12 protein-coding genes and 3 pseudogenes are annotated in these 12,950 nt (G+C 58.1%); 7 read left to right on the forward strand and 8 right to left on the reverse strand.

What is annotated here, in order from left to right; genetic code table 11:
• Positions 1 to 128: 128 nt before the first annotated feature.
• From QPJ95_RS12380 to QPJ95_RS12400, 5 genes and pseudogenes are all read right to left on the reverse strand, one after another.
• Positions 129 to 405 (reverse strand): annotated as a pseudogene (locus QPJ95_RS12380) (hypothetical protein); the annotation flags it as partial.
• Between the two features lie 30 nt (positions 406 to 435).
• Positions 436 to 927 (reverse strand): annotated as a pseudogene (locus tag QPJ95_RS12385) (TolC family protein); the annotation flags it as partial.
• Positions 928 to 1,196: 269 nt separating this feature from the next.
• Positions 1,197 to 2,396 (reverse strand): carbohydrate porin, encoded by a 1,200-nt coding sequence (locus QPJ95_RS12390; protein WP_270917934.1) that lies wholly within the window; start codon positions 2,394 to 2,396, stop codon positions 1,197 to 1,199.
• A 23-nt stretch (positions 2,397 to 2,419) separates the two neighbouring features.
• Positions 2,420 to 3,433 carry a metallophosphoesterase family protein gene (locus tag QPJ95_RS12395; protein ID WP_270917933.1) on the reverse strand — a complete coding sequence of 338 codons (1,014 nt, stop codon included), beginning with the start codon at positions 3,431 to 3,433 and terminating at the stop codon, positions 2,420 to 2,422.
• Positions 3,434 to 3,519: 86 nt separating this feature from the next.
• Positions 3,520 to 4,917: a metal-dependent hydrolase family protein gene (locus QPJ95_RS12400; protein ID WP_270917932.1), complete on the reverse strand. Its 1,398-nt coding sequence runs from the start codon at positions 4,915 to 4,917 to the stop codon at positions 3,520 to 3,522.
• Positions 4,918 to 5,309: 392 nt separating this feature from the next.
• Here QPJ95_RS12400 and QPJ95_RS12405 point away from each other — a divergent pair, with 392 nt between their 5' ends.
• Both QPJ95_RS12405 and QPJ95_RS12410 read left to right on the forward strand, forming a co-directional pair.
• Complete coding sequence (locus tag QPJ95_RS12405) at positions 5,310 to 5,540, forward strand: AraC family transcriptional regulator ligand-binding domain-containing protein (RefSeq protein ID WP_286018114.1); 231 nt, start codon at positions 5,310 to 5,312, stop codon at positions 5,538 to 5,540.
• A 257-nt stretch (positions 5,541 to 5,797) separates the two neighbouring features.
• Complete coding sequence (locus QPJ95_RS12410) at positions 5,798 to 6,172, forward strand: cupin domain-containing protein (protein ID WP_270918046.1); 375 nt, start codon at positions 5,798 to 5,800, stop codon at positions 6,170 to 6,172.
• Positions 6,173 to 6,203: 31 nt separating this feature from the next.
• Here QPJ95_RS12410 and QPJ95_RS12415 read toward each other — a convergent pair.
• Positions 6,204 to 6,389 (reverse strand): annotated as a pseudogene (locus QPJ95_RS12415) (IS5/IS1182 family transposase); the annotation flags it as partial.
• 441 nt (positions 6,390 to 6,830) lie between these two features.
• Between QPJ95_RS12415 and QPJ95_RS12420 the strand changes: the two are divergent.
• Together QPJ95_RS12420 and QPJ95_RS12425 are read left to right on the forward strand one after the other, a co-directional pair.
• Positions 6,831 to 8,066 carry an acyl-CoA dehydrogenase family protein gene (locus tag QPJ95_RS12420; RefSeq protein WP_270917930.1) on the forward strand — a complete coding sequence of 412 codons (1,236 nt, stop codon included), beginning with the start codon at positions 6,831 to 6,833 and terminating at the stop codon, positions 8,064 to 8,066.
• A 162-nt stretch (positions 8,067 to 8,228) separates the two neighbouring features.
• Positions 8,229 to 8,714, forward strand: a complete 486-nt coding sequence (locus QPJ95_RS12425) for a hypothetical protein (protein WP_270917929.1) — start codon at positions 8,229 to 8,231, stop codon at positions 8,712 to 8,714.
• On the opposite strand, the gene truA is transcribed toward QPJ95_RS12425, so the two are convergent.
• Entirely contained in the window at positions 8,690 to 9,457 is a 768-nt protein-coding gene (truA, locus tag QPJ95_RS12430; protein WP_270917928.1) for a tRNA pseudouridine(38-40) synthase TruA, read from the reverse strand. The two genes, QPJ95_RS12425 and truA, sit on opposite strands and share 25 nt — an antisense overlap.
• A gap of 123 nt (positions 9,458 to 9,580) precedes the next feature.
• Between truA and QPJ95_RS12435 the strand changes: the two genes are divergently transcribed.
• Genes QPJ95_RS12435 through QPJ95_RS12445 form a run of 3 tightly spaced genes read left to right on the forward strand, consistent with a single transcriptional unit; the run spans position 9,581 to position 12,437 of the window.
• Positions 9,581 to 10,996: a YcjX family GTP-binding protein gene (locus QPJ95_RS12435; protein ID WP_270918042.1), complete on the forward strand. Its 1,416-nt coding sequence runs from the start codon at positions 9,581 to 9,583 to the stop codon at positions 10,994 to 10,996.
• Positions 10,993 to 11,451 (forward strand): GNAT family N-acetyltransferase, encoded by a 459-nt coding sequence (locus tag QPJ95_RS12440; RefSeq protein ID WP_270917927.1) that lies wholly within the window; start codon positions 10,993 to 10,995, stop codon positions 11,449 to 11,451. The genes QPJ95_RS12435 and QPJ95_RS12440 overlap by 4 nt, the downstream gene beginning before the upstream one ends.
• Positions 11,448 to 12,437 carry a YcjF family protein gene (locus QPJ95_RS12445; protein WP_270917926.1) on the forward strand — a complete coding sequence of 330 codons (990 nt, stop codon included), beginning with the start codon at positions 11,448 to 11,450 and terminating at the stop codon, positions 12,435 to 12,437. Before QPJ95_RS12440 ends, QPJ95_RS12445 begins: the two co-directional genes overlap by 4 nt.
• Before the next feature lie 50 nt (positions 12,438 to 12,487).
• On the opposite strand, the gene QPJ95_RS12450 is transcribed toward QPJ95_RS12445, so the two are convergent.
• Positions 12,488 to 12,916, reverse strand: coding sequence for a group III truncated hemoglobin (locus QPJ95_RS12450; RefSeq protein ID WP_270917925.1), 429 nt, complete (start codon positions 12,914 to 12,916; stop codon positions 12,488 to 12,490).
• Between the last annotated feature and the right edge of the window lie 34 nt (positions 12,917 to 12,950).

The raw sequence follows: 12,950 nt of genomic DNA on the forward strand, positions 1-12,950 counted from the left end.
GGATCAGGGTTAAAGAATGGAGGCGGGCCCAAGCGGGCCCGCCGCTGTGTTTATGGCCGCTTTGCCTCTGGCGGGGCTCTGTTGCACAACTCAGCCTGAAGGCGTGCCGCCCCTTTCCCCGGACGGAGTTATCCTACGGGATGGGTTTGGGGAATGCCAAGCGCGGTGAAGCCGTTGAGCATGGCGGCCCGAACTTGTAGCTCGGAGACCTGGCGATTGAACTCCCGCGCCATAATGCCCTCGCCCAGCAGTTTGACACAGCGCATTCACTGCCCGGCAGGGTTATGCGAAGCATGATCCCGAGAGGGTTGTCTCGACGAGGCTTCTGCGATGATAGCCACTCAATCTTCGCCAAATGGCCCGCCCGAGGTATTTGGCAGCTCTCAGGATTTCATTGCGTACTTCCTGAACGGCAAGCACAACGTCCTTTTCCCATTCGGCAGGCCTTTCTTCTGCAATACCAAGAGATGCTTTCAGGCGCCCTTTTCGAACGGGGCGGTCAAAAATGGGCAGATCAAATCCAACACGAAAGACCCCCGCGTTTACGGCTGGGCCGGTTGAATTTCCGTTCAAAGCGATTTTGCCGGTCAGCACGATACCTGGGTAGAGTTCGGCCTTCGTGGCTCCGACACCCGCCAGGGCGCTCTCTAAGCGTTTTTCCGCGCGTTTGATGTCAGGTCGGTTTCGGATGAGATCTGCGGGAACTCCAGTTTGGTTGCTGATTTTACCTTCGCCCACGCGAACAGCACCGATAATCGGGTAACCAGAAGCCGCTGACAGGCCATCTGCTTGCTTGATCCGTGCCACAGCACGTCGAATGTCGAGATTCTGGCTAAGTCCAACATCGACGAGTCTATCAAGCACAGGATCCTGAAACGCAGACCACCATTTGGCATCCGTAACTGTGACGGTTGGAGATACCCGCATACCATCATACTGGTCTGCAATCTGCAATCTGCATGTTCGGCTTTGTGAACTCAGGGCCCACTGCGCACTCCGGTACAAGAAATGCCAGGGAACCAACTGCGAAGTCTCTTCGTTTCATTGCGGTCATCACAGGTTGAACCTTAGACTCAGGCCAAAAGAAGGTAGATCGTCGGCGTTACAGCCAGAGCCTTTAAGGCATTGCACACCAGCGTCAGTGCGTTCGGGTGGAGCCCGCAACGGTGACAAGGCGCAGATTATTTCCAGCATTCTCAAAAGATCATCCTGACCCTTAGCCCAAGCAACGTGATGCTCGACTGGGCAGGGTTCAAAAGTGGGTTGTCGATGAATTGCAGCGAGGGCGTGACCTGCAGCCCGGGTGAGATGGAAAACCGATAGAACATTTCCAGTGTCGCCTGACTGCCTGGGAGGCCATTTGCCTCGGCCCAGTTCAGACCGGCACCAGCCAAATCTGTGTTGCGAGCATAATATCCGACGCCAGCAGACACTGACCGGTCATAAAGCGCCGCTGTTCCTTTGGACGCACCGGCGCGCAGGAAGGGCATCCATTTGTTGTCAATAAACCAGGCGGCCGAAAAGGACGCGCCGTAATCCTCAGCCCGACTGCCGTCTGTTGCCGCATCTCCATGCCAGAGCGTCAGGTGGACATTGTCGAAATACAGCCGGTCAAAGCCACTTGTGTAGCCGATTTCCACAGACTTGAAGAGATCCCCATCCGAGAACACATCCAGGTCAGGGTGGGCCGGGTCAGCGTTGGCATCAGCAAGGCTGGCAACTGCATAGAAGTTCGACCCGAGCTTCGCCCCCGCCGCGACCCCAAGTCCCTGATTTGGGGCATTGATGGTTGGGTTGGTGTTGAAGGCAAGGTTCTGAAAACCGCTGTAGGGGCTGACCAGCCCATAGGTATCGACAAAGTCGGTCACGTCGATCTGACCGGCCTGAAACGTCCAAGATCCGTCGACGGCGCGTTGAGTCCAGTAGAGGTTGGTCAGCAGAGTGCCATTATCGTTAAAGGCCGTTCCGGTGATTGACAATGCCCCGCCATCAAGCCCGAAGAACTGCGGAGCCACTGCGCCGTAAGCATGGCGGTTTTCAATCTTGAAAGTCAGCGATCCGTTTTCCGTGGCCTGCCAGCTGCCATAGATCCGTGCAATCCCGCCGCTGGCCTGACCTTGCCCTATGTCAGCATTCGATGACTGGCCGAGTGCAAGGTAGTCGAAGTTGAACCTAAACCCGTGATCGGTCGCCAAGCGATCCTTCCAGGCAAAATACTCAGGCGCGATGTTGCGTGGAAAGTTGGAGCGGAAACGCGGGTCAGTCAAGCCGTCGCCGGGATCAAGGTCCGCCTGGACGGAAGACGGGCCACCAAGGCCCTGAGCTGAAAGATTTGATGGGGCCAGTGAAGCTACAATGAGAAGAAACCCGGCAAGCATGCCGGTTGCTTCACCCATAAAAGTAAGCCTTGGGAACACGGTCATTTACTTTCACAGGCTGCGGCGGAAAAACACAGCGCGTCCCCATTGTTTGGAATGGCGCCTGTTTTGTCGCGTATTCCTGCCAGCATCAGATTGGCGATGCTAACCTCATCTTCACCACCAACCGTGACCAGCGTCACATGATCCTCGGACATGCCAAGATCGGGGAAAAAACCACCACCCGTTGTCGCGAGCTGAATGTGATCGCGTCCCATCCGTTGAGTATAGGCATAGGCGTGCACATGCCCATTGAAGGCCGTGAAAGGGCGGGCCTTCAGAGTGCCTTCAATTCGTGCATATGGACTACTACTTGCTTCCCAGACGGGCTTATGAACGAACAGAAAAGTGTGGCGGGCATCCGAATTATCAGCCAGAACTTTCACGAAGTAGTCAGCCTGCGCTTCGCTGATTGCCCCCGATTGTTTCTCGGCACTTTGACCATAAGGCGTTGTCAGCGCCGCCTCAGCACCTTGGGTTTTATGTATTTCAATCGCGTCCAACCGCTGCTTGACGAGTTCCACCCGTCGTTCCGATGTCATGTCTTCGCTGTCCAACACCAGGAACAGCACATCCCGGTATCGGAAGTGATAGTAAATGGGACCATACCGTTCCCCCCATAACTCCCGTTCCAGCTCGCTGGAGACATCATGATTTCCGCTGACGTACAGCACTGGAAAACGTGCCCCTTCGATACGAGCGTCATAGCTCTCCCATTCGCCAATCAGCTCATCTCGATCGCCGCCGCCGTCGATCAGGTCACCAACGCTGATCAAAAATTCGGGCCGCAACAGAGCAAGCTGCGCCATCGCTGTCGCAAATATCTCCGGACGTTCTCCACCGGTCAGATCGGAGTGGATAGCAAAGGTGAACTTTTGTGGATCAGAGTCAAAATTCTCGTGAGTCCATGGTAACGGACCAGCCACAGGTCCGGGTGCAAAGTCGAGTTCACCGGCGTTGCTTTGACCCACCAAAGCAAAAGCAAGCACACCAGCAAGTATACTGTTTTTTGACATCAACATTACCCCTCGCCGTTGAGTTGAAAACGTCCTCGACAAAAGTTGATAGTGCTCTTGTCGAGGACATCTTGTTGCCAAGACTCTTAGAGAGGCAGATGTACTTCGCCCTCTTTTGGCCCGGGTCGTTGGAAGTGTGGTGCCGCATCATCGGGCAGCCAGTTTTTGTAGACCAATCCGTCTTTCATCACGAAATCAACGGTATTGCGGCCAAGAGTGTGAATGTCCTCAAGAGGGTTGCCGTTGATCAGGATGATGTCTGCGTAACCGCCTTCGACAATTGTTCCGATTGTGCCCTCTTTGTAGGGGCTCATCCCACCGCTCCAAGCCAGCACTTCGCCGGCGTTTCCTGTTGCGGTTTTCAAAGACAGATACGGATTATTGGCAATTTCGTCATTGAACCAGATGATGTTGTCAGCCTGCCGACCTAGGTCAGGGCCAAACATATCACCGCCCGTGACCATGAGAAGTTCATGCTTGACCGCCCATTTCATCATTTGCGCAGCACCTGAGTTCACCTGCGTCGCCTTGGCTTTCTGATCTGCGTTGAAGAACGTGATGGCCTCAGGATTGCCAAATGCCTGCAACGACATAACAGCCTGAATGTCCAGTCCGACACCCTCCTCTTTCATACGAATAACGGTTTCTTCGGACACAAGGAAATTGTGTTCAATCATACGTACGCCAGCGTCAATCGCCCGGTTGACCGAGGAATCATGATAGGCATGGGCAATCACGTAGGTGCCGTAATCGGCGGCAATATCGACAGCCGCCTTCATTTCTTCCGGCGTAAACTGCGTCATGTGCAGCGGATCAAACTCGCTGGCGACGCCACCGCCTGCCATGATCTTGATCTGGGTCGCGCCGGCGCGCAGGTTATGGCGTGCCGCTTTTATAACTTCTGGCACACCATCGACGATGTAGCCAAAGCCCACATGCTCAAGTGGGTCCACTTCTCCCACCCGGTCGTTGAATCTGCCAGTATCAGCATGGCCGCCGGTCTGGCTGAGGAACGCGCCGCTGGGGAATATGCGCGGACCGGGGAACATGCCGTTGTTCACGGATTTGGCAATTGACAGGACATTGCACCCTGCATCGCGCGCAGTCGTGAACCCCTGATCGAGGTATTCCAACAGGACATGAGCAGTATTGGCACCCGCCGTCATCTGGTCATAGTTGTCGCGAAAGGTCAGCATGCCGTCGCGCAGGCACAGATGCGAATGCATGTCGATCATGCCGGGCATCAGGGTGCGTCCCTCGCCGTCAACAACATACGCTCCTTCGGCACTGATTGTATCGGTTGAAACAGTCTTTATCAGGTTGCCTACGACCAACACATTTGCATTTTCCATCAACCCGTCATCCACGCCGTTGAAAACGTTGACGTTGGTGAACAGAACTTGGCGTGGCTCTTCCTGAGCCAACACTCCGCCAGCCGACAGCGTGAGGGCTGCAGCCGCGGCGAGGGTTTTGACGTTCGTCATTATGTCATTTTCCTTTCGACTGAGAATTTTTGGTGCCAGAAAAGCGCATGCGTATTAACATTCGAAGGTTGTGATCTTCAGCTGCAATGGGCTTAAGTTTCCGCCAAAAACAGTAAAGTAGATCTAGATATGCCGTTTGCGAGTACTTTCGAAGAAAGCAACTTAGCATACTCCATGGCGGCTCGAAAAATTGTCACTTTTGGTCAAAGCGTCACCTAAAATTTGGCGCCAGGTGACAATTGCACAGCGCCAAAGCGTGCTATCGTGTCAGAATGCCCACACCCAGCATATTCGAAACATCGAATTGCTCCCATTATCCGCTCATACGATTGTCGTTGATCGCTCCGTTTCTTGAGCGGCTAAAATCTTTAGGGATTTCTACTGGAAAATCCTTGAAACAACTCGGCCTGACTTCTGACATGGCCGAAAACCCGGATGTCTTTGTGCATTCTGAAGTCTTTTACGGATTGATGAATGAACTGGCCCGCGCCGCACAAGACCCGTTTTTGGGGCTGCACGTGGCAGAAGACATGGGCTTGGATAGTTGGCCAGTTCTGGCGATCTCATTGGAAACGTCACGTACGGTAGGCGACGATAGAATTTCATTCGAATGCGACGTTTGAAATCGAGTTTCCTACCGAAGTTCTGTTCGCGGATCTCGCATTCGACGCCTCCAAAGTAAATTCTTCGCTTGCTTCGGAAACCAGACCATCACTCGTTTCCACCATTCGCACCGTGACAATCCCGTTGCTGGCACAAGTCGGCGTTGGAAGATTGCCAAAGGGGCATATAGCACAGTCTGAACCCGCCCAGGTCGCCGGATCATTTCAATGTCAAGCAAGCCACTCCAACCGAGTGGTCTACATTAGGGAGAGAGATATTGGACTTAAGCATTCTGGAAATTCTGAAAGGGGAAGATGGGCTTCCGCAGTTTGATAAAGCATTGGTAAAATTCAGATCTGGGGACCATGCTCTGGTTGAAGGAATGCCCAGAATGTCGACACATGAAAACTGTAAACTACTGGTTTTCATCGAGTTGACCCCTGGATTTTTCAGCGAGACGCGATCTACTGATATCGACCAGATGGTAGTGTGCCTATCTGGCAAGTTGCGCATTTCCACAGATGATGGTGACACCCAAGATCTGGTGCCCGGGAACGTTGCGCGATTGAAAAAAGCCGATTGCTCGACATATACCATGTCCGTTGCAAGCGACGCGCCAGCACACCTGATGGTCGTTCAGCTTGAAGGATAAAGTGCGTTTTAAATCCCTGCAATGTGATTGCCGGGAACGGATTCAGGCGGTGCAACTGGCCAAGTCGGCGGATGTTGTAGACGAGGTTTTTCATTCCGATTTTGGCCTTGGCCCGCGCCAGGCCGATGGTTCGCACCAGCGTGCCACCCATGTCGTTCGCCTGCGCGCTGAACACATGCTCGACACGGACACGAACTGAGAATTTCGTCCTGTTGCTCTGGTAGCGCGTCATTTGGACCGTTGATCTTGTGGATGGGCACGACTGTCGTTGAATTGGGACCTTCTCAATCCAGCGAAAGGAGGTTTTCATGTCCAATCATTCGATTTCGGTTACGAGACACCCTACCCGAGGAGACAATAGGTTTTTCACACTCGGCTGCGCCATCGTGTTCTTGCTACCTATTCTTGCCACAATCCCCGGTAATTGCACCGAATCAAAATTGACGCCAAACCCGGCTTATAGCACTGCGCTGTAAGGGCTTTCTTTGGTTTCGCACAATGGGTTTTTTTGGGCTGGCGTTGATATTTAGGGCCAGATGAAGCGGCGCGGGTTTGGTTTGAAATTTGCTGTTACGTGCCGTCACCCCGCTGGACAAGCGGCGCTGGTCTGAGACATGATTTCAGGTGAGAAACAAGCGGCTGTTTGGAGGCAGGTTCAATGGATATGAATTTTGGCATGCGGGAGGAAACCCGCGCCTTGCTGGATCGGGTGAGCGCAATGATCCGGGACGAGGTGATGCCGCTGGAGGACGCCTATCACGCTGAAATCGGCAAGGGCGACCGCTGGACTTATACCTCTCGTCAGGCCGAGATCCTGGAAGGGCTGAAGGCCAAGGCCAAGGCCGCAGGTCTGTGGAATTTCTGGCTGACCGACAGTGACCGGGGTATTGGCCTGAGCACCGTGGAATACGCTTATTTTGCCGAACAGATGGGCAAGACACCACTGGGGGCTGAGGTCTTTAATTGCTCGGCTCCGGACACCGGCAATATGGAGGTGTTCGAGCGCTACGGCTCGGATGCGATGAAGCAGCAGTGGTTACAGCCGTTGCTGGCGGGGGAGATCCGCTCGGCCTATCTGATGACCGAGCCTGATGTGGCCAGCTCAGACGCCACCAATATCGCGATGTCCTGTGTGCGCGATGGTGACAGTTATGTGCTGAACGGTGAGAAATGGTGGGCCAGTGGTGCCGGTGATCCGCGCTGCAAGGTCTATATTGTCATGGTGAAGACGGCGGGTGAGGAAAAGCCCAAGCACCAGCGCCAGTCGATGATTGTAGTGCCTGCGGATGCCGAGGGCATCGAGGTGCTGCGGCCGATGCAGGTCTATGGGCATGATGACGCGCCGCATGGCCATATGCATCTTCGGTTCACCAATGTCCGGGTGCCGGCCGAGAGTATCCTGCTGGGCGAAGGGCGTGGCTTTGAGATTGCCCAGGGCCGTTTGGGGCCGGGCCGCATCCATCACTGTATGCGGGCGGTGGGTCAGGCTGAAATTGCCCTGGAGCAAATGTGTCGCCGGTCCTTGGCGCGCGAGGCCTTTGGCAAGCCATTGGCGCAGCTGGGAGCCAATTACGATATCATCGCCGAATGCCGGATGGAGATCGAGATGGCGCGGCTGCTGTGTCTGAAGGCGGCCTGGTATATGGATCAGGGCGATGCCCGTGCCGCTGCGCCGTGGATCAGCCAGATCAAGGTGGTGGCGCCTCGGGTGGCGCTGAAAGTGATCGACGAGGCGGTGCAGATGTTTGGCGGTCAGGGGATTTCGCAGGACACCCCGCTGGCGCAGGCCTGGACCCATGTGCGGACCCTGCGACTGGCCGATGGCCCGGATGCGGTGCACCGACGTCAGGTGGCGCGGGTTGAGCTGAAGAAATACACTCAGGAAAAGATCTAGCCGTGAGGCTGTAGTTGGGGTCTATCCCGGCTGGTGTTGGCTGAACTCACTTAGAAAAGGCCCGCTTGGTTCCAGAGACCGGGCGGGCTTTGTGCGCTGGCGCAGCCTGAGCGAGGTCGGTAAGGGGTGTTGCTGACCAATCTGAACATAGGGACTGGATTTATGGAATTTCTCACCGGTGCCCCGGTCTGGGTCTGGCCGCTGTTGGCCGGGCTGACTCTCTTGGGGCTGCAATCAACCCGAGAGCGCAGCACCAGGGTGCAATTGGTCTGTATCCTGCCGCTACTGGGGCTGCTGGGGCTGCGCACGGTGCTGGCGCTGCCGGTTGGCCTGTCGATCTGGGCCGGGTTTCTGGCGGGCTATGCTTTGGCCACCCTGTTGGGGTTCCGGTTGCAAGGGCGCTGGATACTCAATCGTCAGGGAAACACAGTGATGCTGGCCGGGGAGTGGCTGACCCTAATCACCATCATGGTGGTGTTCTGGGCGAATTTCCTGCGCGGTGTGCTGCAGGCTGTGGCGCCCGGACAGCTGGCCGAGCTGTCGTTTGTGCTGCCGTTTACGCTGGTGCTGGGGATCAGTTCAGGGCTGTTTCTGGGGCGGGCCTTGCGGGTGATAAGGGCCGATCAGTCGAACAGCGGTTCGGGATAGATCACCCGCGCCAGATACAATCCGTGGCCGGGGCAGACCGGGCCACAGGCGGCGCGATCACGGGCTGCCAGCGCCTCGCTGACATCTTGCGGCGACCACGACCCGGCGCCGACCCGTTCCAGGGTGCCGACAAAGCTGCGCACCTGATTGTGCAGAAAACTGCGGGCGCGGACGTGGAAATGGACTTCCGGGCCTGAGAAGCCATCAACCCGTTCAATACGCAACCCGTCCAGGGTTTTGACCGGGCTTTTGGCCTGGCAGATGGTTGAGCGGAAGGTGGTAAAGTCGTGCTGCCCGATCAACCGATCTGCTGCGGCCTGCATGGCGACGATGTCCAGATCGGACTTTACGTGCCAAACCCGACCATCCTCATGGGTGACAGGGGCGCGGCGGGCCATGATGCGGAACAGGTATTGCCGCTCCAGGGCCGAAAATCGGGCGTGCCAGTCGTCAGCCACCTGAACACAGGCGGTGATGGCCACTGGCGCGGGTTTCAGGTGGAAATTCAGCGCCTCGGACAGCCGGAACGGGTCCCAGTCGCGTGTCAGATCGCAATGTGCGACCTGTCCCAGCGCGTGCACACCGGCATCGGTGCGGCCGGCCGCACCGATGGTATGGGGGCCGGGTTCCAGCCGCGCCAAGGCGTGTTCAATCGCGCCCTGCACCGAGGGCTGATCTTTCTGGCGCTGCCATCCGGAAAATGGCGCCCCCTGATATTCGACTTTTAAAGCATAACGCGGCATGGCGGCGCACCTAACGCGACAAGAGGTCTCGCACAAGCCCTGTCTTTGCGGCAAAGTTCGGACTGGTAACGGTGCCACTGGCTACCTATATTTTGCGATATAGTATTGAGACGGGGCGTGATTTTGATGATTTCTTCATTGGCCGACGGAGTTGCGCGCGGGGTTGAGCGGCTAAGCGATTCTGTATCGGAGCGATTTTTCGAGCCGACAATCCGTCTGGGCGTGACCGGTCTGGCGAGGTCGGGCAAGACGGTGTTCATCACCGCTCTGGTGGCCAATCTGCTGGATCGGGGCCGGATGGTGCAGCTGGCTGCAGTGCGCGACGGCCGGATTGATGCGGCGTTCCTGCAGCCGCAGCCGGATGATACCGTGCCGCGGTTCGACTACGAGACCCATCTGGCGATGCTGACCGGACCGGCGCCACAGTGGCCCGATAGCACCCGCGCCATATCAGAGCTGCGGCTGAGCCTGCGGGTGGCGCCTGTCGGATTGCTATCGGGGCTGCAGGGGCCGCGCACAGTGCATATCGATATCGTCGATTATCCCGGCGAATGGCTGTTGGATCTGGCGCTGCTGGACAAAACCTATGACAGCTGGTCCGCCGAGGTGCTGGCGCGGATCAGGAGCCGCAGATGTGCGCGCGAATTTCTGGCCCAGGCGCTGGCGGTCGATGCGAGTGCTGCCCACGGCGAGACTGTGGCACAGGATCTGGCCCGCACATTCGCATCTTATCTGAACGCTGCGCGGCAGGATGGCTTTTATGATTGCACCCCGGGGCGGTTCCTGCTGCCGGGGGATCTGGCGGGCTCGCCGGTGCTGACTTTTGCGCCGATCCCGTTTCAGGGCAAATCACAGCGCGGTTCGCTCCACCGCGAGATGCAGCGCCGGTTTGAGGCCTATAAGCGCCAGGTCGTGATGCCGTTCTTTCGCGACCATTTTTCCCGTATCGACCGGCAAGTGGTGCTCGTGGACGCGCTGAGTGCGATCCACTCTGGCCCGCGCGCACTAGAGGATCTGCGCCATGCGATGGCCGATATCCTGGGTGCATTCCGTCCCGGTGGCAACGGTTTGCTGTCGCGGCTTCTGCGTGGCAAACGGGTTGAGAAAATTCTGTTTGCGGCCACCAAGGCAGACCATTTGCACCACAGTCAGCACCCGCAGATGACCGCTATTATTGAGGCTTTGACTCGCGAAGCCCAGGACCGGGCCAGGTTCGCCGGGGCCAAGACCTCGGCGCTTGCTCTGGCCGCGTTGCGGGCCACAACCGAAGAGATGCGGCGCCACGATGGCGCCGATCTGGGCTGCGTGCGCGGCACCTTGTTGGACAGTGGCAAACAGGCGGCGTTTTACCCGGGCGCCTTGCCTGATGATCCGGCGCATCTTCTGGGACCGGCGCGGACCGGGGCGGACAAATGGCTGAATGGCGATTACCGGGCGATGAATTTTGCGCCGGCCAGGCTGAGCATGAAACCAGGCGATGGGCCGCCGCATATCCGGCTGGACCGGGCCGCCGAATTTCTGATCGGAGATCTGTTGTGAGCGTCACGATCCGGGCGGCACGCAGCAGCGACGTGCAGGCCACCGGCGAAATCGTGTACCAGTTTCAGCAGGACACTGTCTGGATGCCAAAACTCTACACGCTGGGCGAGGTGGTCGGACTTTGCCGAATAATGATTGATCGCGGCTGGGTCACTGTGGCCGAGGATCAGGGCCGAGTGGTGGGCTTTCTGGCGCGCGATCGCGAAGAGGTCTGCTCTCTCTACCTGCTGTCTCATAGGCGCGGCTATGGCTATGGGCGGGCTTTGCTGGCCAATGCCAAGGGCGCCAGCCCGCGTTTGGTGCTGCGTACTTTTGTGGCCAACGAAGCGGCGCGGCGGTTTTATCACCGGCAGGGGTTTATCGAAATCGGCCGCAGTGATGGATCAACCAACGAGGAATCGCTGCCAGATGTATTCCTGCAATGGGCGGCTGGCCCGGAAGGCGACCAAGCATGAGCAACAAACCGGTGCTGTTTGATATCGAGGACACCGAGGCGGCGCCGGATGTGGCGGCGGCAGATGCGGTGCCTGAGCTGACACAGGCGGCGCCAAGCGCGGCGATGCAACAGGCGGCGCGACTGGCAGCGCAAAAGCCGTCGCGGCTGGCGCGGTGGTTCTGGGGTCTTGTGCTGGCTCTGATTGGCGCTGTTGTCTCGGTTGCCGCATGGGATTTTGCCAGTGGTTTGATTGTCCGGATGCCGCTGCTGGGCTGGGCGGTGACTTTTGGGCTGGGGGTGGCTTTGGGGCTGGCCTTGCTGATGGGCCTGCGCGAGGTGGCGGCCTTGGCGCGGCTGCGGCGGGTGGACGGATTGCGCCGTGGGGCCGAGGCTGTGGGCGATGATCTGGCTTCGGCAAATGCCTTTGCCGCGCGGATAGAGCGGTTCTATGGCGGGCGGGCCGAACTGTCCTGGGGCCGGGCGCGGCTGGCTGAACGGCGGGGGGAGTTGCTGGACGCGGATGCGGTGCTGTTGCTGACCGAGACCGAGCTGTTGGCGCCGCTGGACGCCGAAGCCCTGCGGGCGGTTGAAGCGGCGGCGCGGCAGGTGGCGACGGTGACCGCGCTGGTGCCGCTGGCGCTGGCAGATGTGGTGACGGCGCTGGTCTCGTCGATGCGGATGATCCGGCAGGTGGCCGAGATCTATGGTGGCCGGGGCGGTTTCTTTAGCTCATGGCGGCTGACCCGTGCGGTGCTGTCCCATCTGGTGGTCACCGGCGCCGTTGCGGTGGGCGATGATCTGCTGGAGCCGGTGTTGGGCGGAACGGTGCTCTCGAAATTGTCGCGGCGGTTTGGCGAGGGGCTGGTCAACGGAGCGCTGAGCGCCCGTGTGGGGATTGCGGCGATGGAGGTCTGCCGGCCGATGCCGTTTGGCGCCACCCGCAAGCCCAAGGTGCGGGCGGTGGTCCAGCGGGCGCTGACCGGGCTGTTTGGCAAAGCGGACTGACTGGGGGACTGACCGGGGGGCGGTACGGCTGGGAGCAGAGGGCCGCGCGCCTAAAATAGCTTTGGTGGTGCATCCTTGGGCTGGCGCATCGACACGATGCCAGCGCGAAACCCCTCGCCGATGCGATCGGCCAGCGCTGCCCAGCTGCGCGCCAGATGGGCGGGTAATTCTGCCTGCAACACCTGATGAAACAGCGCCAGCCACAGCGGGAAATGCTCGGCTTTGATATCGGGGCGAGTCAGGTGCTGGCGCATTGGATTGCCGCTATAGCATTTTTCGCGCAGGATCGCATTGCGCCAGAAACGAGCGATCTTGTCTTCATGCGCGGGCCAGTCGCTGTCGTTGATATGATCGGCGAAAATGGGGCCTAATACCGGATGGCGCCGGATTTGCGCGTAAAATACGCTCACCACGTGCGTGATTTGATCAGCCGTGATGTCAAAGCGTTTCAGCGGATTGTCCGGGGTGGTTTCGGGCATGGCAGGGCCTGTATGTGACTTTTGGTGGGGTTGG

This window comes from Parasedimentitalea psychrophila (assembly GCF_030285785.1).
GTDB classification, from domain to species: domain Bacteria; phylum Pseudomonadota; class Alphaproteobacteria; order Rhodobacterales; family Rhodobacteraceae; genus Parasedimentitalea; species Parasedimentitalea psychrophila.

Excerpts from the sequence above, each read along its gene's own strand:
- QPJ95_RS12390 (WP_270917934.1), bottom strand. The coding sequence starts at position 2,396 with ATGGGTGAAGCAACCGGCATGCTTGCCGGGTTTCTTCTCATTGTAGCT.
- QPJ95_RS12395 (WP_270917933.1), bottom strand. The coding sequence starts at position 3,433 with ATGTCAAAAAACAGTATACTTGCTGGTGTGCTTGCTTTTGCTTTGGTG.
- QPJ95_RS12400 (WP_270917932.1), bottom strand. The coding sequence starts at position 4,917 with ATGACGAACGTCAAAACCCTCGCCGCGGCTGCAGCCCTCACGCTGTCG.
- QPJ95_RS12420 (WP_270917930.1), top strand. The coding sequence starts at position 6,831 with ATGGATATGAATTTTGGCATGCGGGAGGAAACCCGCGCCTTGCTGGAT.
- QPJ95_RS12425 (WP_270917929.1), top strand. The coding sequence starts at position 8,229 with ATGGAATTTCTCACCGGTGCCCCGGTCTGGGTCTGGCCGCTGTTGGCC.
- truA (WP_270917928.1), bottom strand. The coding sequence starts at position 9,457 with ATGCCGCGTTATGCTTTAAAAGTCGAATATCAGGGGGCGCCATTTTCC.
- QPJ95_RS12445 (WP_270917926.1), top strand. The coding sequence starts at position 11,448 with ATGAGCAACAAACCGGTGCTGTTTGATATCGAGGACACCGAGGCGGCG.
- QPJ95_RS12450 (WP_270917925.1), bottom strand. The coding sequence starts at position 12,916 with ATGCCCGAAACCACCCCGGACAATCCGCTGAAACGCTTTGACATCACG.